Below are 24,151 nucleotides of genomic sequence, written 5' to 3' on the forward strand. Positions count from 1 at the left end.
GGTGCCCGCCCTGGTGCTCAGCAGACAGGACGGCGGTGATGCCACATGGCCCGCCTTCATGATCCGGGAGTACGAGAGCCGACTGGCACGAGGCCACGGCAACGCGCGCTGGCGGGTGCCGCATGCGGTCGTCGACGACGCGGAACCGATCGACGGCTTCCTCCCGGCGATCGACCATGTGGCACGGACGTTCCAGCGCACCATGCCCTCGGGGCATCTACGGCTGCGGGCCTTCCACACGTGCCGGGCCGTACTGGAAGCGGAACGCGGCGCGGGAGACGTCCAGGCCGAGCAGCAGCCCATCGTCGAGACCCTCTACGCGGAAATGCTGCAGAGGCGGAGGTCGCTGCGCGCCGGCGCGTACGTGGCGGACTTCCTGGGTCAGCATGCTCTGACCGGCTGGCTCCAAGGACTCGTCGCCGCCGTGATCGTCGGCCTTCCCAAGCTGTGTTACCGGTTCCATCTGCGGCACTGGGGCCTGCGCTGGGTGGCCGGCGAATGCAACCGGCGCAGCTTCCTGGACGCCGCGCTCGACTTCTGCCGTGACGGCGAACTGGGTCGCGAGGACCAGCGCGTGCGGCGCATCCTGTTGCGGGCGCTCCTGACCGACCTGCGCAGGGCGACCCGGGGCAGGACCTGGCTGAGTCACCTGCGGGACCGGCGCCGGTGGTCCTTCGTCGTTCTCATCCCGGAGATCGACGACCCGGACGGCCCCGGTCGGGCGTTCCTCGGCACCTTCGAGGAACTGGCCGGCGACCATCCGACCAGGCCGCTGCTCGTCCTGGCCGCCTGCGCGGGCCCACCGCCGGACTACGCCATCCCGCTCGACGCCGACCTCGACCGGCCGAACGGCATCGCCGACAAGGTCTGCACCGTCCTCGGCGAAGACAGTGCCGAGCCCGTACGCCTCGTCACGCTGCCGGCCGCGGACGACTCGGACGGTACGGCGAAGTACAAGATCGAGAACGGTCCGGGAGTCATGGCCCGCAAGGACCACCCCCTGGACTGGCTCCGTCCGTCGGTCCTGCCCGTCGTGGGCGTGGCGACCGCGGGACTCCTGCTGGCCCCGAGCCACCCCTGGTCCCCACCGGTCGGCGCGCCTCCCTCGTGCCTGACCGTGGGGACCGGTGAGCGGGTGGGTGTCACCGACGGCGAGCAATGCCATCTGGGCGTGCCGGGAGACCGCGGGCAGGAACTGCGGGACCTGGAGCATCGGGTTGCCGTGGAGAACGCCCGGATTCCCGACGGGCCGTACCGCACCTTGGTCTTTCTCGCTCCCCTGAGTCTGCAGGACGGTGTGTACGACGATCCGCCGCTCGGACTGCAGATCCTGCGCGGCGTGATCGCCCAGCAGCACAAGCTGAACTCCGGTGTCCGCCAGAACAAGATGCCGATCCGCCTGCTCATCGCCAACACCGGCCAGTACTTCCAGTACGGCGCCCACAACGCCGCGGCGCCGAAGAACCCGGACGTCGCGCAGATGATCATCGACCGGCAGCGCACGGACCACATCGCGGCGGTCATCGGCATCACGCAGAGCCGTCCCGAGTCGTTGAAGGCGGTCCAGGAGTTCGACCGTGCCGGGACTCCCGTCGTCGCGAGCGGCGTCTCCGGCAGCACCATGGTCGGACCCGACTCCCCGCAGCGCTACTTCCAGATCTCGGCGCCCGACACACGCCTGGGTCCGATCCTCGCGGACTTCATCCGCCGCTCCCCCGAGATTCACCGCCTCACCAGCGACAGGCCCCACGCCGTCGTCGTCTATGACCCGACCGACACCTCCTTCAGCACGGACCTGAGGAACGTCTTCGTACGCGCCTACCGTGCGCACGGCGACATCGACGGGGTCACCTACAGCGAGAAGCCCGGCGCGACCACGCCGGACAGCATCGCCACCGACGTGTGCAACAAGGTCACCGCGACCCACGGCATCGTCGTCTACCTGGCACGGTCCGGAGTACTGCCCAGTCTTCTCAACGCCATGCGGAGTGCCGGTGGCCAGTGCCAGCCACCGGCGGGAACGACCATTCCCCTGATCTCGGAAAGCGCCCCCCTCGACTTCCAGCTCCGTCCGGCGGAGACGCGCCTACCCGTACATGAATCTCTTCTACGAGACGACGAACGCCCCCACGCGGGACCCCCGGGATCCCTACGCGCAGTTCACCCAGGACTTCGCCGACGTCTTCGACCACCACAGCGCCGACGCGGACGCGGCCAGCGGATTCGACAGCGTGGGCATCGTCTCCAAGGTCGTCGAGAACCTCCTGCCCGCCTCCCCCGACGTCCAGCCCAACGACATCTACCTGTGGCTCACCGCCCATGGCGTGTCCCAGTACCCCGGCGCGTCGGGCGTGCTGCAACTGGACGCCAGGAACAAGTTCCCACCCGACAAGGCCGTCTACATCCGTGAGATCGCCCAGCCGGGCGGCGCCACGACGACACTGCTCAGCTGCGGAATCCTGCCCGACCGGCAGGACCCCGAGAAGTGGGGCACCCCGCCCGACACCTTCCCCTGCCTCCGCGAGGACACCCGGTCACCGTCCGGCTGAGGGACCCCCGGCCGTCACCGGGCACGGAGCATGCCGTCCCGCAGACGGGCCAGGAGCCTCGTGATCAGGCACGAGGACGTGACGTGGTGGGGCCGTGGCGGCGGCCGCGTACGGCGACGGCCGCGAGCAGCGCGAGGACGACGACGGAGAACCACGTCGTCGCGTCGGACAGGTTCATGGCGCTGCTGGCGGCGCCCAGGCCGACGGGAAGCAGCGCCAGGCCGAAGTAGGAGGCGAGGAACAGACCGGCCAGGGCCTCGCCGCACCGGGCCGGCGCAGCCGCGTCGGCGACCTGTTCGACGGCGGACTTGAACAGCAGGCCGGCGCCCGCTCCGGCGATGATCCCGGCGAGCAGGAACAGAGGCAGGCTGACGAGGCGGATACCGGCCGTGAGGACGGCCATGCCCACGGCCTGGGCGAGCAGCCCGGCGTACCAGCGTGTGCGGGCGCGGAGCCGGCCGGTGCCCGTCTGGGCAGCCGCCGCGGCCGCGAACACCGCGGAGACGACCAGTCCGGCGAGTGCCCGGGACGGGTGGTGCAGGGTGCCGCCGACGAAGCCGGGCACCACCGAGGTGAACAGGCCGAACACGGCCATGGAGGTGAAACCGGCCGCGGCGGGGGCGAGGAATCCGGGGTCGCGGAGGGCGGTCCCGGCCCGCTGCGGGTGGTAGGCGGGCCTGACCGCGGGCTTGGTGACGGTCTCGGGCATCAGCGCGACGGCGGCCGCCCCGGCCACCAGCAGCACGACGAAGACCGCGTACGGCAGCCGGAGCGGCGCACCGAAGTACTGGGCGAGCACTCCCGCGGCGACGGGCCCGAGGCCGAGTCCGCCGATGTTGGCCGCGGTCGAAACGATCTCGAACCTCCGTGCCGAGGTGCCGGGCCGGTGGGCGCTGTGCAGCTCCTGGAGGTACGCGGTGGCGGTCGCCGTCAGCATGCCGACGCCGAGACCGGTGACCAGCCGGGCTGCGATCAGTACGGGCAGGGCCGTGGCGGACAGGAACAGGACGGCGGCGAGCAGTTCGAGTCCCAGCGCCGCCGCCATGACCTTCTTGCGGCCCAGCCAGTCCGATACGTGCCCGGCGAGCAGCAGGCTGATCAGCACTCCGACCGCGTAGACGGCGAACACGACGGTGACCGTGAACGTGGAGAACCCGTCGTGGGCCTTGTACACGGGATACAGCGGGGTGGGAACGGTGGAGAACGCCATGGCCGTCACGAACACCGCGGCGACCGTCCAGAACCCCGCACCGTACCGGAGTACGGAGTTCGGGCGCCCGCCCTCTCCGGTCCTTTCCTCGGACGCGCGGCCCGTACGCGGACCCGTCGACGTCAGCGGCATCGGAGAACTCCCATCCTCGACGGTGGATTCCGTCGGCGGTGGGACCGGCCCGGCCCGTCGTTCACCGCCTGCTTGTGCCAACAGGCGAGCGGAGACGTTTTTTCCCATGCGCGGGGATTGCGTGGAGAGTTTCCAAGAAGATGACTGTTCATCCAGGAATCCTTGGTGGGCCACGTCAGGCAGCGCCGTGCACCCGATGGCTGAGGTGCAGACCGCTGTGCGGCGCGGTGGTGCGCCGGATGGCGAGGAGGGCGGCGTCGTCACCGAGAGCGCCGTCGGCGTGGGCGAGAAGATCCTGTTCCACGTGCTGCACCAGGGTCCTGGGGCCGCACCTGGCCCACTGGGCGATCCGTTCCTCCAGCGGGTAGAAGGCCCGGCTGCTGTCGCGGGCCTCCACCACACCGTCGGTGTAGAGGAGCAGCGTGTCACCGGGCCGGAACGAGAAGGCGTGCGTGTCGTAGGCGCCCGGCCGCAGCCCCGACATGCCCAGCGGAGGCGCCGGGCGGGGACTCGTCAGCGAGACGACGTGCCCCTGCCTGATCAGGAAGGGCGGCGGGTGCCCGCAGTGGACGACCCGGGCCACGGGGCCGTGCTCGGGGATCTCCAGCAGCAGCGCGGTGATGAAGTGCTCCTGGACTTCCCCGTCGGCTTCCGGGAATTCGGTGAGGTACCGGCAGACGCTGCGGTCCAGGGCCTCCGCGAGGGCGGGCAGCGTGGGGTAGTGGTGGGCGGCCTCCTGGAACGAGCCGAGCAGCGTGGCCGCCTCTCCGATCGCGGCCAGCCCTTTCCCCCGTACGTCACCGACGATCACCCGTGTACGGTCACCGGTGCGCGCCACCGCGTACAGGTCGCCGCCGATGCACGCCTCCTTCTCGGCGGCCAGGTACGAGCAGGCGATGTGCAGGCCGCCGAGATGGTCGGGCAGCGGGCGGAGCAGGGCTCGCTGGGCGGCCTCGGAGACGGACCGCACCTGGGCCAGTTCCGCCTTCCGCCGGTCCCGGAAGAAGCACACGACCATGCAGAAGGCCGTGAGGATCGTGAGCGCGATGAGCTGCGAGATGTGGTTGGGGGCGGTCATTCCCCCGTGGAGCATGGCGAGGAGCACCTGCGCCCCCACCGCAAGGGCCCCGATCAGCCCGGTCAGCAGGTAGCCGCCGAACGAGGTGGTGAGGGCGGGGGCCACGACGAGCAGTGGGCCGAGGTGGACTGATTCCGGCGAGTGGATGTCCGCCAGGGTGATCGCGACGATCAGCACCAGCGGAATCGCCACCAAGGCGCGCCGCGACCGCCACGGCTGCAGCGGCCGGGCGAGGCGCTGCCGGATGTGCATGGTTCCAATGTGCCCCATCCGAGTCGAACAGTTCCTCCGGAGATCACCGCCATACTGGATAGTCGCGCGATCCGTTGTCCCGTTCATCCCGTGAGTGAGTGAATCGATGAAGATCTCGGAACTCAGCCGACGCAGTGGGGTGACCATCCCCACGATCAAGTACTACCTGCGGGACGGGCTGCTGCCCCCGGGCCACGCGACGGCCGCCAACCAGGCCGTCTACGACGAGGACCACCTGCGTCGGCTCCGGCTGATCCGCACCCTGATCAGCGTGCGGCACCTGTCGGTCAGCGCGACGAAGGAGATTCTGTCGGCGATCACTCACGAGGGCGACCTGCATCAGATCCTCGGGATCGTGATCAACGCCCGTCCCGCCGCGCTCACGGCCGAGGAGGAGCAGTCGCAGCAGCCCGCGCCGCCCGGCGCCGCCGACGCGCTCCGGCTGGTGGCCGAGATGGGGTGGGACGTGGAGGAGAAGACGTCCGCGATCGGGGAGCTGGGCGGCGTGCTGGCCGCCCTCGCCGACCTGGGGGCGGGCATCGACTGGCGGACGCTGCTGCCGTACGCCGAGCTGGTCGACAAGATGTCGAAGCTCGACCTGGAGCAGCTCAACGGCTTGTCCGGCCCGCTGGAGCAGGCCGAACGCGCCGTGGTGGTGACCGTCCTCCTGGAGCCCGCCCTGCTCGCCCTGCGCCGCCTCGCCCAGGAGGACAAGTCCGGGCGCCTGTTCGGAACCACCACGTGCGACCAGGAACAAGCGCGGCCGGAGCACGGCAAGCCGGGCCCCCACGGCCCCGGCCGGTCGAGCGACTGACCGGGGGCCCGTCAGGCGGCCGTGCTCACGCCGAGCGGTCTTCGGAGCGGCGGTCCCGCGAGGCGGCGCCCCGCCGCCGGTAGGCGCCCGGGCTGACGCCGAACTCGCGCTTGAGAGCGCGGTTGAAGGCGACCTCGGAGCGGTAGCCCACGCGCTCGGCGACGCTCTGGAGCGGTGCGTCGTCGTCGCTGCGGAGGATCCGGCCGGCCGTGGTCATCCGCCACCAGCTCAGGCGTTGAGCGCGACGCGCCGGCCCACCGTCCGCGGAAGGTGGATCAAGGCGGGGAGCTCGGCGAGCAACGGGTGGGCGCCGGCCCGGTCGAGCTGGTTCTCCGAGGTCTCCCAAGTCCCCGCTGTGGTAGAGGTCCTCCACGAGCCGGAGTGCCTCCCGGGGGCCGTCGGGACGGGAGATGTCGACGGCGGCCAGGAGCCGCCGGAGTCGGAGGGGCGTCGTCACCATGTCGCTCCGGGGACGGGTGAGTTCAGCGCGCGGTGGCCGGGGGCCCGGCGTCGTGACATTCACGGTCTCATGGAGTCGCCGCGCATACGCCCAAACTGCGCCGATCCCCTGCATATGAGGCTGACCTGCGTGTTCCTCCCGTGTGCCGGCATCCGCCGGCACCCGCGGCCTCCCTCACCGTCCGCTCCCCCGGCAGCCGGCGGTGCGGCGGTCGTCGGACGGCTTCGGGGGAAGCTGCGGGGCGGCCGGTCCGGAGGGACGATGGACGTGTCGGCCGGAACGGGCCGGACCAGCACGAGAGCCCCGCCGCGGTGGGCGTGTCGCCGAATCCGTCCGGACCGACCTCGGACCGGTCGGGGGCTTCCCCTCGCTGCCGGGCGCTCTCCTGGACGTCCTGAATCTCGCCGCGGTGGTCCTGGACACGGACGGGAAGATCATCTGGTGGAGCCCGCAGGCGGCGCAGCTGTTCGACTACACCGCGGAGGAGGCCCTGGGCCGGTCCGCGCGCCGGCTGCTGGTCGACGGCAAGCACCTGGAGCAGGTGACGGGCCTGTTCGCCCGGGTGAGGGCGCAGGAGGGGGCGGCGGGGGTCTTCCCCGCCCGGCACAAGGACGGCAGCACGCGGCTGATGGAGTGCCACAGCGTGCAGCTCCAGGGAGAGCGCGGTGAGCACTGCAGGCTCGGCGTGATCACGGAGCACGAGATCCTGCAACGCGTGCAGCGGGACCTCGCCCTGTCCTCGCAGCTGATCGCCCAGTCCCCGATCGGGCCTGCGGTCCTGGACACGGACCTGCGGTACATCGTGGTCAACCCGGCCCTGGAGCGCATCAACGGAGTGCCTGCCCGGGACCATGTCGGCCGCACCGTCCGCCAGGTCCTCACTTTCCTGGACGCGGACCCCATCGAGTCCGCGATGCGGCAGGTGCTGACCACGGGCACACCGGTACTGGCCCAGGTCGTCGTCACCCCCACCCCTTCCGACCCCGGCCGGGACCACTCGTGGTCGGCCTCGTACTACCGGATGGAGGACGCCGCCGGGCGGGTGCTGGGCCTGGCCGTGTCGCTGGTGGACATCACCGAGCAGCATCTCGCGGCCACCGAGGCCATCGCGGCGCGGCAGCGCCTGGCCCGCATCGCCGACGCCTCCGCGTGCATCGGCACCACCCTCGATCTGGACACCACCGCCGGAGAACTGGCCGAGATGTGCGTGCCGGCCCTGGCGGACCTGGCCGCGGTCGACGTGCTCGACGCCGTTCTGGAGGGCAAGGGCCCCTCCAAGGTGCTTTCCGGCGGCGGCGACCTCCTCTTCCGCGCCCTCGCGGTGGCAGCGGCCTATCCCACACCCGCCACCGGCGCCGCCGACCGCGCCGGCCAGATCGCCCGCTACGGCCCCGACCGTCTGGTCACCCAATGCGCGGCCTCCGGGCGCCCCCTGCTCGTCCCCCACGTGGACAGCGCGGACCTGGGCCGCATCGCCGCCGACCAGAGCGCGGCCACGGTTCTGGCCCGCGCCGGGGTGCACTCCTATCTGGCGGTGCCCATGATCGTGCGCGGCCGGGTGCTCGGCGTCCTGGACCTGGCGCGCGCCCGCAACCCGGTCCCGTTCAACGGCGACGACGTACTCCTGGCCGTCGAACTGGCCGCCCGCGCCGCGGTGTGCATCGACCACGCGCTGTGGTACCAGCAGCAGCGGCAGACCGCCGAGACCCTCCAGCGCAGCCTGCTGCCGCTGCGACCGCCCCACCGGCCCGGCCTGGAGATCGCCTGCCGCTACCGGGCCGCCGGAGCCGCCTACGAGGTCGGCGGCGACTGGTACGACGTCGTCCCGCTGCCCGGCGGAAAGACCGCCCTGGTGATCGGCGACGTCATGGGCAGCGGCATAGACGCCGCCGCCACCATGGGCCAACTGCGCACCGCCACGCGCACCCTGGCCACGCTCGACCTCGACCCCGCCGCCCTCCTCCAGCACCTGGACCGCACGACCTCGGACCTCGACCACCGCTTCGCCACCTGCGTCTACGCCGTGCACGACCCGCACCGGTCCCGCTGCCACCTCTCCTCCGCCGGCCATCTGCCGCCGGTCCTGATCCGCCGGGACCGCGCACCCGCACTGCTGGACCTGCCCACCGGCGCGCCCCTCGGCGTCGGGGGCGTCTCCTTCAGGTCCACCTGCATCGCGCTGTCCCCCGGGGACCGGCTGGCGCTCTACACCGACGGCCTGGTCGAGGTGCGTGACCAGGCCCTCGACACCCGGCTCGAGGCGCTGCTCGACCGGCTTGCCGGTCCCCAGCCCCCGCTGGAGGACACCTGCGATCTGCTGCTGGACGCCTTGCACCACCCCGACTCCCACGACGACGTCGCGCTGCTGATCGCCCGCGTCCGCCAGGCCTGCCCCCAGTGACACGGACCGGCGAATGCCCAGCTCAGGCCGTACAGGGGTGGGGGCAACCCCCGGGGTGGGCGGGGGCCCGGCCCCCCACGAGGCCTCCGGCTGACAGGCTGGTGGCGAGGGAACGGCCGCAGCCAGACTCGCCCGCATGACGATTTCCTCCGACGCCCCGGTCACGACCGCACCGGCCGCCGTGCGTGACCGCAGATCCCGCCCCGACGCCGGCAGCGACTTCGCCCGGTTGTCGCAGCGCATCACCGAGGCGGGTCTGCTGCGGCGGCGGCCCGGCTACTACACGGTGCGGCTCGGTCTGGTGATCGGGCTGCTGGCGGCGGGCTGGGCGGCCTTCGTCGCGCTGGGCGACACCTGGTGGCAACTGGCGGTCGCCGCCTTCATGGCCCTGATGTTCGGCCAGGTCGCCCTGGTGGCCCACGACTTGGCGCACCGGCAAGTGTTCCCGAAGCGTCGCGCGAGCGCGATCTGGGGCCGGCTCTTCGGCAACCTCGGCATCGGCATGAGCTACGGCTGGTGGATGAACAAGCACACCCGCCACCATGCCAACCCCAACCACGAGGAACTCGACCCCGATGTCGCCCCGGACATCCTGGTGTGGTCCACCGAGCAGGCCCGCGACAGCAACGGCCTGGCCCGCTTCATCGGCGGCCACCAGGCGTTCCTGTTCTTCCCGCTGCTGACGCTGGAGGGTTTCAACCTGCATGTGGCGAGCGTGCGGGCGCTGCGCTCACCGTCGATGAAGAGCCGCCTGCTGGAGGGCACTCTGCTCTTCCTTCACATGGCGGCCTACCTGTCCGCGCTGTTCCTGGTGCTCTCCCCCGGCAGGGCCGTGGCGTTCCTCGTCCTGCACCAGTGCCTGTTCGGTGTGTATCTCGGCTGCACGTTCGCCCCGAACCACAAGGGCATGCCCACCTTCACCGGCGACGACCGCCCCGACTTCCTGCGCCGCCAGGTGCTCACGTCCCGCAACGTGCGGGGCGGCCGGCTCACCGACGTGATGCTCGGCGGGCTCAACTACCAGATAGAGCACCACCTGTTCCCGAGCATGCCCACCCCTCATCTGCGACGGGCCCAGGTCGTCGTACGCGCGTACTGCGCGGAGATCGACGTGCCGTACCACGAGACGGGCCTGTTCCAGTCCTACCGCGAGGCACTCACCCACCTGCACCGGGTGGGCGAGCCCATCAGGCGTCGGCGCGAGGCGTCCTGACGGCAGGCGAACGGCGCTGCCCGGCCCCCCGCTCGACGCGCGGGGCCGGGCAGCGGTGACGTCCCGTCAGACGCCGAGCAGGTCCACGACGAAGATGAGCGTCGAGCCCGGCGGGATCAGCGGGCTGGGCGACTGGTCGCCGTAGGCGAGGTGCGGGGGAATGATGAGCTCGCGTCGGCCGCCGACCCGCATCCCCTCGACACCTTGGTCCCAGCCCTTGATGACCCTGCCGCCCCCCAGCGGGAACCGGAAGGGCTGACCCCGGTTCCAGGAGGCGTCGAACTCTTCTCCGGACGCGAAGGTGACGCCGACGTAGTGGACCTCGACCATGCCGCCGGCCTTCGCCTCGGCTCCGTCCCCGACGACGATGTCCCTGATCTGCAAGTCGTCGGGAGCGTCGCCTCCGGGGAAGTCGACCTCGGGCTTCGTCAGGCTCATCGCAACCTCGTTTCTTTCGGCCGGAGATCTCCGTGCGGACGCACCGGCCATGATCACTCCGTGCAGTTACCCGCATACGCTACAAGGCCGCGGTGCGACGCGGCGGTCGGCGCGGCCCGTCAGGGATGGACGGACCGCACCGGGCCGGTCCTACTGCGCCGCCGTGAGCGCCTCCAGGGCACTGGCCTGGGTGCGCCAGTCCGATTGGTTCGGGCCGGTGCCCGCCCAGCGCTGGCCGAGCCGGTTCAGCGGGTCCCGGTCGGTGCGCCACAGGGAGTCGGCCTGCTTGGCGATGTACGCCCGGTAGGCCGCAGAGCCGGTGGCGTCCGCGAGGTCGGCCAGGTGCCGGACGAAGATGCCCTTGAACTGCTTCTGGTTGTCGTCGCACGCGCGGGTGCCGGTGTCGCAGGACTCGGTCAGCACCCCGTCGCGGGTCAGTTCCGGCGCCGACAGCGCGGCGTCGGCGAGGCGCCGGGCGGTGGTCAGGTACCGGCTCTCGCCGGTGGCGCGCCAGAGCTGGGTGAAGGCGCCGATGGCCAGTCCCTGGTTGTAACTCCATACGGTCTGGCCGTTGTTGGCGCAGCCCGAGGTCAGTCCGTCGTTGACCAGGCCGGCGGCGTCGATCAGCCCGCTGTTCAGGTACCAGTCGGCCGCCGTACGCGCCCGGCCGCCCCACAGCGTGTCACCGGCGAGCCGTTGGTGCAGTGCCGTCGTCAACACCAGGTACAGCCCGTTGGTCACCGCGTTCTTGTAGGTGCGCTCCCGGTCCCACCAGACACCGCCGCCGCAAGTGCCCGGGTCCCAGTACTGCTGGACGTAGGACGTGATGGTGACCGCCTCGTCCAGATAGCGCCGCTGATGGGTGTGGTCGTAGGCCGCCACCCAGGCCACCGCCCACCACGCCGCGTCGTCAATGGCCCGGCTGACGAAGTGCCCCTCGACCGGATCCGAACTGCGCCCGCCCGCGGGGAAGACGCCGTTGTTCTGTTCGAAGGTGCGCGCGACGGCCCAGTCGTAATCGTGCCGCCCGGTGTGCTGGGCGAAGTCGACCAGCGCAGTGATCGCCACCGCAGAGTTCCACCAACTGCTCCGCCACCAGCCCTCGTTGGTCTGGTACGAGGCCATGAGCGCATCGGCCGCCGCGGCGGCCCGGGTGGGCACCGGCCTGGCCCACGCCGTGCAGCTGCCCTCCTGGTGGGCCGCCTCACGGCCGCAGGCGCGGACCGCTCCGCCGTAGAGCAGGCCGCGCGGGTCGCGGGTGGCGAACATGGCCGTCCGGGTGCCCGTCCGCCCGGACGGCACCGAGGTGCGGCCCAGGGAGGAGCCCTCGGGCCAGGTCGCGCCCTCGTCCCAGGAGCGGTCCAGCCAGATCTCGTCGCCCGCGCCGCCGTTGCCGATGACGCCCCAGGCCATGCCGCCTCGCTGGTCCATGTGAAGGCTTATGGCGCGCCCGAACAGGGTCGTCGCCGGTACGGGCTGCTCGTCGCCGGCCGCGGTGGCCGGGTCGGCGCCGTCGCAGGAGGTGCCGTCGCAGACCTGCGGGCGGAACCAGTCGGTGCAGGTGACCGCGTTCGCGTCGCCGCAGGCCCGGACCCAGCCGCGCCTGTGTCCCACCGGGTCGGTGACGTTGTACATGAGGGTGCGCGTCCCGGTCCAGGTGCCGGGGATGGCGGCCTTGCCCAGCAGTCCGTCCCAGGTGGCGCCCCGGTCCCAGGAGCGGTCCAGCCAGACCGCGTCACCGGTGACGCCGTTGTCGACACTGGCCCAGGCCATGTCGTCGGCCTCGGAGACATGCAGTCGAAGGATCCGGCCGTTGATGTTCCGGTCGGGGACCGGGAAGGTCTCCTGGGCCGCCTTGGAGGGGGCGAGGGTGTCGCAGGCCAGCGCGCACACCGGCGTCGCGGCCCGCGCTTCACAGGGCAGGGCGAGCAGCCCGGACAGGGCCAGCACCAGGGCCACCAGTCCGCGGGGTACGCGGTGTTGACTTACTGACATGTCTGTTCCGTCCTCTTCGCGTCGGGGCGGTGGCCGGACTCAGGGGGCCCAGGGCGCCTCGATCGCCCAGGTGGTGTCCTCGGTGAAGGTGGCCGGGTTGTCCCAGGCGTGCGAACCGCCGGCCTGGGCCAGCCACAGTTCGGCGCTGATGTGCCGCAGGTACTGCCCGGGGAAGTTGGACGCCGCCAGCCGGACGCCGCTGCCGCTGCGGACCGGGCACCAGGTCGCGTCCTCCCGGTAGACGGTGTCGCCGCCGCCCTCGCGCCGGACGCGGAAGTCGCGGTGGCGCAGGTACTCGCCGGGGTAGTTGCGGGACTCGAAGGAGTAGCAGAGCCTGTTCGCCAGCCCCGGCGTCACCTTCCAGGTGGCGTCCTGCTTGAGCACCGTCCCGCTGCCCGCGTCCACGGCCTCCGTGTAGCCGAGCCCGTCGTAGTGCCGGACGTAGCGGTTGGTGTAGCCGCTGGTGGTGACGCGGATCGACACGTACTGCCCCACCGGCAGCCCGACCGGCGGGCCCGCCGTGCGGGAGGCCGCGACGAGCGCCTGGTTGGCGGCGCGGACGCGGGCCTGGTCGACCTTGACGACCTGCCGGTCGTAGGTCATCAGGCCGTTGGTCTCGTTCTCGACGTCGGTGATCTGCGTGTAGACGGCCGCCGACAGCCCGGCCGCGGGCATGGAGTTCTCCCGCATTCCGTCCAGCAGCCCGACCAGCCGGTCGTTGAGGGCGGCCTGGCTCGGCTGGTCCTCGTAGCCCCAGCCGCCGCCGGGGTACCACTCGTGGCCGGGGACCCGGTAGCCGAGGCCGCCGTACTCGCCGAGCACCGAGGCACGCACCGTTTCGGCGGGGGTGTTGCCGGGGCCGACGTAGTTGTGGTTGTCGATCACGTCGCCGTTGCCGCCGTCCTTGGCCGCGCAGCAGTTGACGCCGCTCATGTTGTCGACCAGGCGGGAGGGGTCGTAGGCCTTGACCATGTCGGCGACGCGGGCCTGGTCGTACTGGCCCCATCCCTCGTTCTGGTCCACCCACTGGATGAGCGCGGGGGAGCTGCGGTGCTGGTCGATGATGGCGCGGTACTCGTTCTCCCACTGGGTGCGGGCCGCGCTGTCCGGGCTCTTGGAGCTGTCCATGGAGGGCATGTCCTGCCACACCAGCAGCCCGAGCCGGTCCGCCCAGTAGAACCAGCGCTGCGGTTCGACCTTGATGTGCTTGCGGACCATGTTGAAGCCGAGGTCCTTGTGTTTCTGGAGGTCGAACCGGAGGGCGTCGTCCGTGGGCGCGGTCTGGATGCCGTCCGGCCAGAAGCCCTGGTCCAGGGTGCCCGTCTGGAAGACGAACCGGCCGTTGAGGACCGGCCGGCGCACACCGTCGACGTCCTTGACGGCGATGGACCGCATACCGGCGTAACTGCCGACCCGGTCGCCGCCGGCGCCGCCGGTCAGCTCGGCGGTGACGTCGTAGAGGAAGGGGTCCTCGGGCGTCCACAGGTGGGCGCCGGGCACGGGCACCGCGAACTCGGTGCCGACTGTGCCGGTGGCGCTGCCGACGGGCGTTCCGCCGGAGGAGACGGTGACCTTGACGCCCGCCCCGTCGGCTCCGGCGGCGCGCACGGTCACCCGCAGGGTGTTGTCCTCCAGGCGCGGCACCATGTCGAGCCGGGTGATACGGGCCACCGCGGTGGGCTCCAGCCAGACGGTCTGCCAGATTCCCGACGAGGCGGTGTAGACGATGCTGTGCCCGGAGTGCGGGGTGACGTCCTGGATGCGCTGTTTGCCGATGGCCTGGCCGCCGGTCTCGGTCGGGTCGTACGCGGAGACGACGATCGTGTTGGTGCCGCCGTTGAGCAGCGGGGTGATGTCGTAGCTGAAGGCGTCGTAACCGCCGCGGTGGACGGCTCCGGCCTGCTGTCCGTTCACCCGGACGGTGGTCTCCCAGTCGGAGGCGCCGAAGTTGAGCTGGACGCGTCGGCCGCTCCAGCCCGTGGGCACGGTGAAGGTGCGCCGGTACCAGAGCCGGTCGTTCTGGGTGATCTTGCGCTGGATACCGGAGAGCGCGGACTCGGGGACGAAGGGGACGCGGATCTGTTCACCGAAGACGGCGGGCTGTCCGGCGTCGCGGGAGGTGACCGCGAAGTCCCAGATGCCGTTGAGGTTGAGCCAGTCGGGGCGGGTGAGCTGCGGCCGGGGGTATTCCGGCAGCGGGGCGTCGACCCGGACCTGGTTGGTCCAGGGCGTCGTCATCGGCGCGGGTTTGGGGGCCCAGGCCGCGGTGGCGGCACGGCTCGGCGCCGCGCCGTCCACGACGAGCACGGCGGCGGCCACCACCAGAGCCGCGCCGCAGGCCGCCAGGCGCCGCAGGGCCTGCCGCGGGCGGGGGAACGGGAATTTCGAGGGGGTCAGGCGTCTCGCCACGGTTGTCACTCCCGTTGTGTGCTGTGGGGGGGTTGATGCGCCAGTGCTGTCCCGTACATGACAGTAGAAACGGCAGGTCGCCCCACTCCCGCGCGGCGGCGTAGGCCCGGACTCGCCGGAGGGGTTTCCCTGTCCGGGTCGTGAGCCCGAATCCCGCCCGGTGCGGTGCGATGGGGTGCGATGCGGTGCGGGGGGACGTGGGCGGGCGCGCTGTGAGAGCGCTCTCAAACGGTAGTACCGAGCACAGGGGGCGTCAACGGGACTGACAGGCAACGGAGTTGAGGAACAAGCGACGAGCATGAACGGACCGGCCCCAGCCGCGCGCATTGTCGAACATCGGCTTCGGTTCGACCGGCTCGCCGCTGGGGCGGTGTGTCAGCGCGCGGTGACCGAATACGCGGCGAGCGCACGGTTGCCGCGCGGCTTCGCCAGGGCCCGGAGGACGTCGGCCTGACTCAGGACGAGCTGTCGCACCGGCTCGGGCAGCACGGCCAGGCGCTCCTGTGATCCGGCCAGTTCGAGGCATGCCGCGACTTCCCAGTCGCCGTCCTGAAGTTCTCCGGTGTCGACAGGACCGCTGCCGTCCGCCGTCCAGCCGGCCTCGGGCAGGAGCCGCAGCAACGCCTCACGGGAGAAGGGCGTGCGGACGTTGCCCTCGCCGCGCGAGCCCCCGGCCTCGATCTGGCCCTGGATCAGCACGGCGAGCAGGTGGGCCAGCTGCCCGTCGGAGGCCGGCGTCATGTCCCACTCGGTGAACCACAGCCGCCGCGCCCACGGACGCACCCGAACCAGGGTGTCCCGCAGTTGCCCGAGTGAGGCGAAGTACCAGGAGCAGTGCGCGAGCACCACGTGGTCGAAGGCGCCCTCAGGGAAGCCGACCGACGGGTCGAGAACGTCCGTGCCGAAGCGGAAGTCGATACGCGGCCCGAGGGGGCCCGCCGTGAGCCGGGCCGCCGATTCCCCGAGCGTGACCGGCGCCCCGTAGGAGGGCTCGGCCACGTCGACGGCCACCACGCGCCCCTCGGGTCCGACCGCCTCCGCCAGGACGGCGGTCATGTCGCCCTGCCCGCAGCCCAGTTCGAGAACGGTCGAGCCGGGAGGGATGCGCCAGCCCGCCACCAGCGCGGCACGGTGGCGGGTCTGGGACAACTGGACGTCCGGGCTGTGCTCGGCGGCGGCCATGCCGGCCGCGAGCGAAGGGACTTTGGCGCGGAGATCGGAGTGGTTCACAAGATCCTTGGTGGTACTCGGCAGTGGTACTCGACGGTCGGTGCGCGCCGATCGTACGAGACACCGGGCGGCGGCGCCTCCGAGTTTCCGCGCCCCCGCGACCCGCCCCCGCCGAGCACGAGCAGCAGTGCGAGAGCCCTGCCGGTTCCTGTCGGACCGCAGGGCTCTCGCGCTGGTGCGTCATCGTGCGACGGTGCTGGGCCCTCAGCCGCCGGCCGGGGCCGCGCCGGCCGTCGCCGCCTGGTCGTCCAGGGCCGCTCCGGGCTTCGCGGCGGTGTCGCCACCGGCCGGGGCGTCGAAGCCCCGCAGCGGTACGTGGCGGATGAACAGGGCGATCAGCAGGCCCACGCAGGCCACCACGGCGCCCCAGGTGAAGACGGAGCTGACACCGTCGGTGACGGCCCGCTGGAACACCTGGCGGGCCGCCTCGGGCAGGCTCTTGAGCACCTCCGGCGTCATCTGCGACACCGAGGCCGAGCCACCCGAGCCCGCCGCCATTCCGCCGTGGGAGACGACGGAGTCGGTGAGGGTGGTGGCGTAGACCGAGCCCAGCAGCGAGACACCCAGGGAACCGCCCATGTTGCGCAGGAAGGTGGCGGCGCCGGTGGCGGCGCCCATGTCCTTCAGCGGGGCGTTGTTCTGCGCGATCAGCATGGTGGTCTGCATCAGACAGCCCATGCCGGCACCGAGGACGACCATGTACAGCGAGGTGACGGTGCGGGAGGTACCGGTGTCCATGGTGGCGAACAGGCCGAGACCGACGGCCATCAGGACACTGCCGGCGATCGGCAGGCTGCGGTAGCGGCCGGTGCGGCTGATCACGGCACCGCCGGCCAGCGAGAGCACCATCGAGGAGAGCATCATCGGCATCAGCAGCAGGCCGCTGTTGGTGGCGGAGGAGCCCTGCACGAACTGCTGGAACTGCGGCAGGAAGGTCACTCCACCGAAGAGGGCGAAGCCGACGATGAAGCTGAGCGCCCCGGCCAGGGAGAAGTTGCGGTTGCCGAAGACCGACAGCGGCATGATCGGCTCAGCGGCGCGGCGTTCGACGAGCACGAAGGCGGCGAAGGCCACCACGGTGAGTACCGCCAGGCCGATGATCATCGCCGAGGACCAGTCGTACTCGTTGCCGCCCCAGCTGGTGATCAGGACCAGCGCGGTGATCCAGACGGTGAGCAGGGCGGCCCCGGTCCAGTCGATGCGCACGCGGCCGGTGCCGCGCGGCAGCCTGGCCAGGGTGAACCAGCACACCAGCAGCGCGACCACGCCGAGCGGCAGGTTGACGTAGAAGGCCCAGCGCCAGCTGAGGTGGTCGGTGATGTAACCGCCGGCCAGCGGACCGCCGATCATGGCGACCGGCATCACGGCCATCATCACGCCCTGGTACTTCCCGCGCTCACGCGGCGGCACGATCTCGGCCACCACCGCCATGACGCCCACCATCAGGCCGCCCGCGCCCAGGCCCTGGAGCGCACGGAAGCCGACCAGTTCCCCCATGTTCTGCGACATGCCGCACAGCGCCGAGCCGATGAGGAAGATCACGATGGAGGACAGGAAGGTGATCCGGCGGCCGAGCAGGTCGCCGAGCTTGCCCCAAATGGGAGTGGCCGCGGTGGAGGCCAGGATGTAGCCGGTGGTCACCCATGCCAGGTGATTGAGCCCGCCCAGGTCGCCCACGATCGTCGGCAGGGCGGGAGCCACGATCATGTTGTCGAGCATGGCCAGCAGCAGCGCGATGACCAGACCGCTCATCGTCACCATGATCTCGCGGTGGGTGAAGCGGGGCGGTGACTCCTGGTCGGGATGGGCTGCGGTCGACGACATGGGACTGCCTTTCTTGAAAGCTGGAGTTCTGGCAGGTGGCGGGCCGCACGTGGCACACCGCCCCCAGCGCCCGCGAAGACGGACGGTGCACGGGGAGAACCTCGCTCCGGATGGTGCCCGAGGAGGGCCGAGGAGCGGAGGTGTGCGACAGCGACGGCCGACGAAGGGTCACCTACCGGCCGTTAAGTAAATTACTTGCCGGACGGTAAGCTGGCAAGCGAGATCCCGGGCGACGGCGATCGGTCGGGCGTGGCACAGCAGGAAGAAGGCGGATGGAGATGGCGGGCGCGGGACACCGGCGAGGCAGCGACACCAAGGCCGAGATCCGCAAGGTGGCCCTGGAACTGTTCGCCGCCCAGGGCTACGACGCCACCTCCCTGCGGGAGATCGCCGAGCGCCTGGGCATCACCAAGGCGGCGCTGTACTACCACTTCGACGGCAAGGAAGACATCGTCCGCTCGCTGTTCACCGAACACCTGGCGGCCCTCGACGACCTGGTCGAATGGGCCCGCACGCAGCCTCCCGGCCCACGACTGCGCGCGCAGGTCATCGACCGGATGATCGACCTGATCTCCCAGCAGGGCCTGCAGGCCATCCGGTTCGCCTTCGCCAACCAGCACGTCGTCAAGGAACTGCATCCCGGCCGGGAGAACGTCTTCGAGCGGCTCACCGCCCTCTTCGAAGCCCTCACAGGCCCGGACGCCTCCGTGGAGGAGGCGCTGCGCATCCGCATGGCCCTGTTCAGCGTCAACCTCGCCTTCTTCGCGGCCCAGGGACTGGACGCGACCGACGAGGAGGTCACCGCCGCCGCCCGCGACGTCGCCCACCTGCTGAACCCGCCGAACGCCGCCCCCTTCCCGCCGTCGGCCGACCGCGTCGCGGGCGCAGGTCCCGTCTGATTCCGCCCGCTCCCCCGGGCCGGCCCCGTACGCCCGCTCGCGTACGGGGGTCAGCTCCGCGCCGGTGCCGACAGGCGGTGCAGGCGCAGGGCGAGCTGGATCTCCAGGGCACGGGCCGGGGTCTGCCAGTCCTGGCCCAGCAGCCGGCCGACGCGCTCCAGCCGCTGGGCGACGGTGTTCACATGGACGTGCAGCGCGTCCTTGGTGCGGGCCGGGCTCATGCCGCGGGCGAAGTACGCCTCCAGCGTGCGTATGAGCTCCGTGCCGCGCCGCTCGTCGTAGGCGACGACCGGGCCGACGGTGCGGTCCACGAAGCCGGCGATGTCCCGGTCGCCGGCCAGCAGCAGGCCAAGGAAGCCGAAGTCCTGGGCGGCGGCGCCGTCGCCGGTGCGGCCGAGCAGCCGCAGGGCGTCGAGACAGCGCCGCCCCTCCTCGTAGGCGGCGGCGACGGTCTCGGGGTGGGCGGCGGGGTTCTCGACGGGGGCGGAGGCGCCCACGGTGACCGCCTCGCGCACCGTGGTGCCGAGGTGACGGGCGGTGCGGCGGGCCAGCTGGGTCGCGCTGTCCCCGCGGCGAAGCGGCAGCAGCAGGACCGTGCCGCCGTCGCGGGCGGCGGCCAGTCCGTGCCGGGTCGCGGCCAGGTGGAAGGCCGCCGACCACAGACGGTGGCGGGCGGCGGCCTCCTGCTCGGCGTCGGCGGACGGGGCGCCGAGGCAGGCGGCGAGCACGACGTGTGTGGCGTCGAGGTCGGCGTGCAGCCGGGCGGCGCGCTCGCGCAGCAGGCGGGGATCGCGGTCGCGGGCGTCCAGGAGGTCGTCGAGCAGTTCGCCTCGGACGCGCTGTTCGGCCTCGGCGGCGGACCGCCGGGCGAGCAGCAGCAGCGAGGTGACCATCGCGGCTCGCTCCAGCGTGCGCTGGTCGACGGGGTCGAGGCCGGGGTGGCCGCGCAGCACGAGCGCCCCGAGCAGTTCGCCGCCCGCGGCGACGGCGGCGATCCAGTCCGGGCCGTGCGGCACCGCGTGTCCCTCGGCCCGGGAGGCCTCCAGGGCGTCGGCGGGTGCGGCGGCGGCCTCGGTGAACTCGACGGCGCCGTCGAGCACCTGGGAGACGGCGGCGGCCACGTCGTGCACTCCGCCGCCGCGCAGGACCAGTTCGGCGAGCCGGTCGTGGACGTCCGAGGCGCGCTCGATGACGCCGCTGCGGTCGCGGATGATCTCGTTGGCGCGCTCCAGGCCGGCGAGTGCCGAGCGGGTCTCGGTGAGCAGGTTGGCGCTGTCGATGGCCGCCGCGGCGAGGGCGGCGAAGGAGCCGAGCAGGGCGATCTGCTCCCGTTCGAAGACGCGGGCCCGCCGGTCGGCCGCGAACAGCACGCCGATCACCTGCGGTCCGAGCATGAGCGGCACGCCGAGGATCGCGACCAGTCCCTCGTCCCGCACGCCCGCGTCGATGCTTCCGGTGTGCTGGAAGCGTGCGTCCTTGAAGTAGTCGTCGGTGACGTAGGGGCGGGCCGTCTGCGCGACCAGGCCGCCCAGCCCCTCCCCCATGCCCAGGCGCAGTTGCTGGAAGGCGGCGGCCACCGAGCCCTCGGTGACGCGCATATAGGTGTCGCCGCGTGCGGGGTCGTTGAGGGTGAGGTAGGCGACGTCCGTGCCGAGCAGCGAGCGCGCGCGCTGCACGATGGCCGGGAGCACCGCGTCCAGGTCGCGCAGGCCGGCCAGATCGTGGGCGGTCTCGAACAGCGCCGACAGCTCCGCCTCGCGGCGCCGCCGGCCCTCCAGTTCCGCACGGACGCGCAGGGCGTGCTGTCTGGCCCGTTCGAGCGCGTCGATCCACTCGGCCGGCCGGCCCTCGGCGCGGGCGAGCAGCACGGGCTGTTCGTAGGCGGCGGTGGGCGCGCCCCGGGCCAGCAGCTCGAGAAACGGGGTCTCGGCGCTGCCGGCCGGAATCCTGGCGGCGGGTCGCCGGGCGGACTGCACGTGATCGCTGGACATGCCCACAGGATCACCCATCGGCCGGTTCTCCGCTGGAGCCTGTGGACAACCCGGCCGCGAAGAGGAACCGGGGCGGCCGGTCAGTGGGCCGGGCGGCCGGTCAGTGCGCGGTCCAGCCGCCGTCCAGGACCAGCGAGGTGCCCGTGGCGAAGGAGGCCTGCGGGCCGCACAAGTACGCCACTGCCTCGGCGACCTCCTCCGGTTCGAGCAGCCGTTTGACGGCGCTGTCCTTCAACAGGACCTCGGACAGCACGCGTTCCTCGGAGATGCCGTGGGCCCGCGCCTGATCGGCGACCTGCGCCTCGACCAGGGGCGTGCGCACATAGCCGGGGTTGACGCAGTTGGAGGTGACGCCGTGCGGGGCGCCTTCGAGGGCGGTGGTCTTGGACAGTCCCTCCAGGCCGTGCTTGGCGGCCACGTAGGCCGACTTGTAGGCGGAGGCGCGCAGGCCGTGCACCGAGGAGATGTTGACGATCCGGCCCCACCCCTGACCGTACATGTGCGGCAGGGCGCCGCGGATGAGCCGGAAGGGCGCCTCCAGCATCACGGTGAGCACGGTGTGGAAGACCTCGGGCGGGAACTCCTCGATGGGGCGGACGAGTTGCAGCCCGGCGTTGTTGACGAGCACATCGGTGCCCGCGGCCGCCCGCTCGGCGGCGTCGAGGTCGGTGAGGTCGAGCACCAGCGGTTCCAGGGAGCCGGCCAGCCCGCCCGCCCGTTCGGCGAGCGCGTCCAGGCCCGGCGCGTCCCGGTCGACGGCTCTGACCCTCGCCCCGGCGGCGGCCAGCCGCAGCGCGCAGGCGCGGCCGATGCCGCCGGCGGCGCCGGTGACGAGCGCGGTGCGGCCGCCGAGGTCGAGCGAGGGGGTGTGCGGAGCGGGGAGCGGCGAGGTCATGGGGTGACCCTAGGCAGGTCGCCCGCCACACCACATATGGGCACGGCCCATACTTCAGGCCAATTCAATGGGGTCGAACCACGTGGGTGCGTCGGACATGGCCTGCTTGATCCGGAACACGCTGAACTCCTCCAGGTCGGGCAGCGCGTCCACCGCGAACCAGCCAACCTCCAGCGACTCGTCGTCGTTGACCCGTGCCTCGCCGCCCACGGCACGGCAGCGGAAGGTGATGTCCATGTACTGGCAGACGTCGCCGTTGCCATAGGTGACGGGCTCCAGCGCCTGGACGAGGACCACCCGCTCGGCGACGCAGTGCACCGCGGTCTCCTCGTGGACCTCCCGCACGGCGCAGGCGGCCGGCTGCTCGCCCGGGTCCGGGATGCCGCCGATCACCGACCACCTGCCGGTGTCGGAGCGGCGGCCCAGCAGCACTCTGCCGTCGTCGTCGAAGACGATGGCGGTGACTCCGGGCAGCCACAGCAACTGGCTGCCGGCCGAGGCCCGGAGCGTACGGATGAAGTCGGGAATGGCCATGGAGCCGACCCTAACGGGCGGGCCCCGGGGGGCTTGGCCCGGTCCGGGGCATCCGGGGGGCGTACGTCCGGCGTACGGTTACATGTGCCGGGCGCGCCACCCGCGCAGTCCGGCGCGCCACACGAGCCGGGAACGCCACCCGCGCGGTCCGGGGCGCCACACTTTCCGGGCACGCCCCCCGCAGTCCGGCGCTACACGGTCCCGGCGCGTCGCCGACGCAGTCCGGCGCCGACGGCCCAGCCCAGTCCTCCGGCCGCGACCAGGACCAGGGCGATCTCCGGCAGGGTGCCCAGCCGGGTGGCGGGCGTCTCGGAGGAGCGCAGTGGCACCTTCTGGACCAGGTAGCCGGGCACGAACATGCCGGTCTTCTGCGTGATCCGCCCGTCGGGCATGATGATCGCGCTGACGCCGCTGGTCACCGGGACGGTGACGGTGCGGCTGTGCTCGACCGCGCGGATCCGGGACATGGCGAGCTGCTGGTAGGTCATCTCGCTGCGGTCGAAGGTCGCGTTGTTGCTCGGTACGGAGATCATCTGCGCGCCGGACGTGACGGTGTCGCGCACGGCCCAGTCGAAGGCCGCCTCGTAGCAGGTGGCCAGGCCCACCTTCGTGCCGTCGATGGTGAACACACCCGGCCTGGTGCCCCGGCTGAAGTCCTGCCGGACCATCGACGTCCAGTTCTTGTTGATCGCCCCGAGCAGGGGGCGCAGCGGAAGGTACTCGCCGAAGGGCTGGATCTGCCGTTTGTCGTACGTCTGGACGGGGCCCTTGGCCGGATCCCACAGGATCTGCTCGTTGAACAGTTCGCCGCCCCGCTCCACGACGCCGCCGACGGAGACCGGCACCGCGACCTCCTTGGCGGCCATGCTGATCACGGCACTCGCGTCGGGGTTGACGAAGGGGTCGATGTCGGAGGAGTTCTCCGGCCAGAGCACGAAGTCCGGCTTGGGGGCCTTGCCCGCCTTCACCGCCTGGGCCAGCCGCTCCGTCTCACGCGCGTGGTAGTCGAGGACCGCGCGCCGCTGGGCGTTGAACTCCAGGCCCGCCCGGGGCACGTTGCCCTGGATGAGGGCGACGGTCGCCGTGCCGGTCTCGGCCTTGTCGCTCACCAGCGGCCGGGCGGCCACCGCGCCCGCCACCGGGACGGCGACGCTCAGCAGGGCCGCGGCCGCGGCCGGACCCCGTACCGCGTCTCCGCGCCTCCTCCGCACCACAAGGCGCACGGCCTCGCACAGACCGAAGCCGCACAGGGCGACCGCGAAGCCCAGCACCGGGGTGCCGCCCACCGCGGCCAGCGGCAGGAACACGCCGTCGGCCTGCCCGAAGGCGATCTTGCCCCAGGGGAAGCCGTGGAACGGTACGCGTGCGCGTACCGCCTCGCCTGCGGTCCACAGGGCCGCCGCCCACAGCGGCCAGAGGGGCAGCCGGGACACGGCCGCGACACCCGCTCCCACCAGCCCGACGAAGACCGCCTCGACGGCGGCGAGCGCCAGCCACGGACCGGGGCCGACCTCCACGCCGGTCCACACCAGCAGCGGCAGCAGGAATCCGAGGCCGAAGAGGTACCCGAGGCCGAGGGCCGCCTTCCAGGTGCGTCCGCGCAGCGCCCCGCCGAAGACCGCGAGGGCGGGCAGGGCCAGCCACCACAGGGGGCGCGGGGGGAAGCTGAGGTAGAGCAGGACGCCGGACAGGGCGGAAGCGGCGGCGGGCACGAGCCGGAGGAGCCTCGCCCTCCGGGGCGCGGGCGCGGGCGCGGTTTGCGGTCGCAGCGGGTCCGACGCGTCGACGGAAGTTGCGGTGACGGTCACTCCGGGAGTGTACGGCCGG

General features: G+C 72.0%; 17 protein-coding genes and 1 pseudogene. 6 read left to right on the top strand and 12 right to left on the bottom strand.

Features of this window, described 5'->3' with window-relative positions; translation table 11 throughout:
* Positions 1 to 13 precede the first annotated feature (13 nt).
* Both OIE49_RS05055 and OIE49_RS05060 read left to right on the top strand, forming a co-directional pair.
* On the top strand, positions 14 to 2,410 hold the full coding sequence (locus OIE49_RS05055) for an ABC transporter substrate-binding protein (RefSeq protein ID WP_326801262.1): 2,397 nt from the start codon (positions 14 to 16) through the stop codon (positions 2,408 to 2,410).
* Positions 2,352 to 2,549, top strand: coding sequence for a hypothetical protein (locus tag OIE49_RS05060; RefSeq protein WP_326801263.1), 198 nt, complete (start codon positions 2,352 to 2,354; stop codon positions 2,547 to 2,549). Before OIE49_RS05055 ends, OIE49_RS05060 begins: the two co-directional genes overlap by 59 nt.
* A gap of 64 nt (positions 2,550 to 2,613) precedes the next feature.
* Here the strand turns inward: OIE49_RS05060 and OIE49_RS05065 are convergent, their stop codons facing one another.
* Together OIE49_RS05065 and OIE49_RS05070 are read right to left on the bottom strand one after the other, a co-directional pair.
* A complete protein-coding gene (locus tag OIE49_RS05065) occupies positions 2,614 to 3,891 on the bottom strand; it encodes an MFS transporter (protein WP_326801264.1) in 1,278 nt (425 codons plus the stop codon).
* 175 nt (positions 3,892 to 4,066) lie between these two features.
* Positions 4,067 to 5,221: a PP2C family protein-serine/threonine phosphatase gene (locus tag OIE49_RS05070; RefSeq protein ID WP_326801265.1), complete on the bottom strand. Its 1,155-nt coding sequence runs from the start codon at positions 5,219 to 5,221 to the stop codon at positions 4,067 to 4,069.
* Positions 5,222 to 5,327: 106 nt separating this feature from the next.
* Between OIE49_RS05070 and OIE49_RS05075 the strand changes: the two genes are divergently transcribed.
* Positions 5,328 to 6,035 (top strand): MerR family transcriptional regulator, encoded by a 708-nt coding sequence (locus tag OIE49_RS05075; RefSeq protein ID WP_326801266.1) that lies wholly within the window; start codon positions 5,328 to 5,330, stop codon positions 6,033 to 6,035.
* Positions 6,036 to 6,060: 25 nt separating this feature from the next.
* Here the strand turns inward: OIE49_RS05075 and OIE49_RS37050 are convergent.
* Positions 6,061 to 6,267, bottom strand: a pseudogene (locus OIE49_RS37050) (helix-turn-helix domain-containing protein); the annotation flags it as partial.
* A 637-nt stretch (positions 6,268 to 6,904) separates the two neighbouring features.
* Here OIE49_RS37050 and OIE49_RS05085 point away from each other — a divergent pair.
* Both OIE49_RS05085 and OIE49_RS05090 read left to right on the top strand, forming a co-directional pair.
* Positions 6,905 to 8,896, top strand: a complete 1,992-nt coding sequence (locus OIE49_RS05085) for a SpoIIE family protein phosphatase (RefSeq protein WP_442812211.1) — start codon at positions 6,905 to 6,907, stop codon at positions 8,894 to 8,896.
* A gap of 136 nt (positions 8,897 to 9,032) precedes the next feature.
* Entirely contained in the window at positions 9,033 to 10,109 is a 1,077-nt protein-coding gene (locus tag OIE49_RS05090) for a fatty acid desaturase family protein (protein ID WP_326801268.1), read from the top strand.
* 66 nt (positions 10,110 to 10,175) lie between these two features.
* Here the strand turns inward: OIE49_RS05090 and OIE49_RS05095 are convergent, their stop codons facing one another.
* From OIE49_RS05095 to OIE49_RS05115, 5 genes are all read right to left on the bottom strand, one after another.
* Positions 10,176 to 10,547: an FKBP-type peptidyl-prolyl cis-trans isomerase gene (locus OIE49_RS05095; protein WP_100567543.1), complete on the bottom strand. Its 372-nt coding sequence runs from the start codon at positions 10,545 to 10,547 to the stop codon at positions 10,176 to 10,178.
* Between the two features lie 150 nt (positions 10,548 to 10,697).
* On the bottom strand, positions 10,698 to 12,542 hold the full coding sequence (locus OIE49_RS05100) for a glycoside hydrolase family 76 protein (RefSeq protein ID WP_326801269.1): 1,845 nt from the start codon (positions 12,540 to 12,542) through the stop codon (positions 10,698 to 10,700).
* Positions 12,543 to 12,581: 39 nt separating this feature from the next.
* Positions 12,582 to 14,888, bottom strand: a complete 2,307-nt coding sequence (locus OIE49_RS05105) for an AbfB domain-containing protein (RefSeq protein WP_442812342.1) — start codon at positions 14,886 to 14,888, stop codon at positions 12,582 to 12,584.
* A 438-nt stretch (positions 14,889 to 15,326) separates the two neighbouring features.
* Positions 15,327 to 16,181, bottom strand: a complete 855-nt coding sequence (locus OIE49_RS05110) for a class I SAM-dependent methyltransferase (protein WP_326801270.1) — start codon at positions 16,179 to 16,181, stop codon at positions 15,327 to 15,329.
* Between the two features lie 204 nt (positions 16,182 to 16,385).
* Positions 16,386 to 18,005, bottom strand: a complete 1,620-nt coding sequence (locus OIE49_RS05115; protein WP_326801271.1) for an MDR family MFS transporter — start codon at positions 18,003 to 18,005, stop codon at positions 16,386 to 16,388.
* A gap of 272 nt (positions 18,006 to 18,277) precedes the next feature.
* Here OIE49_RS05115 and OIE49_RS05120 point away from each other — a divergent pair, with 272 nt between their 5' ends.
* On the top strand, positions 18,278 to 18,904 hold the full coding sequence (locus OIE49_RS05120; RefSeq protein ID WP_326801272.1) for a TetR/AcrR family transcriptional regulator: 627 nt from the start codon (positions 18,278 to 18,280) through the stop codon (positions 18,902 to 18,904).
* 50 nt (positions 18,905 to 18,954) lie between these two features.
* On the opposite strand, the gene OIE49_RS05125 is transcribed toward OIE49_RS05120, so the two are convergent.
* From OIE49_RS05125 to lnt, 4 genes are all read right to left on the bottom strand, one after another.
* Complete coding sequence (locus OIE49_RS05125; protein ID WP_326801273.1) at positions 18,955 to 20,895, bottom strand: helix-turn-helix domain-containing protein; 1,941 nt, start codon at positions 20,893 to 20,895, stop codon at positions 18,955 to 18,957.
* 100 nt (positions 20,896 to 20,995) lie between these two features.
* The gene (locus OIE49_RS05130; RefSeq protein ID WP_100567539.1) at positions 20,996 to 21,790 is read right to left on the bottom strand and encodes a 3-hydroxybutyrate dehydrogenase; all 795 of its coding nucleotides are present in this window, start codon (positions 21,788 to 21,790) and stop codon (positions 20,996 to 20,998) included.
* Between the two features lie 54 nt (positions 21,791 to 21,844).
* Entirely contained in the window at positions 21,845 to 22,324 is a 480-nt protein-coding gene (locus OIE49_RS05135; protein ID WP_326801274.1) for an NUDIX hydrolase, read from the bottom strand.
* Between the two features lie 191 nt (positions 22,325 to 22,515).
* The gene (gene lnt / locus OIE49_RS05140; RefSeq protein WP_326801275.1) at positions 22,516 to 24,132 is read right to left on the bottom strand and encodes an apolipoprotein N-acyltransferase; all 1,617 of its coding nucleotides are present in this window, start codon (positions 24,130 to 24,132) and stop codon (positions 22,516 to 22,518) included.
* Positions 24,133 to 24,151 lie beyond the last annotated feature (19 nt).

The organism is Streptomyces sp. NBC_01788, from assembly GCF_035917575.1.
In the GTDB taxonomy this organism is placed as follows: Bacteria; Actinomycetota; Actinomycetes; order Streptomycetales; family Streptomycetaceae; genus Streptomyces.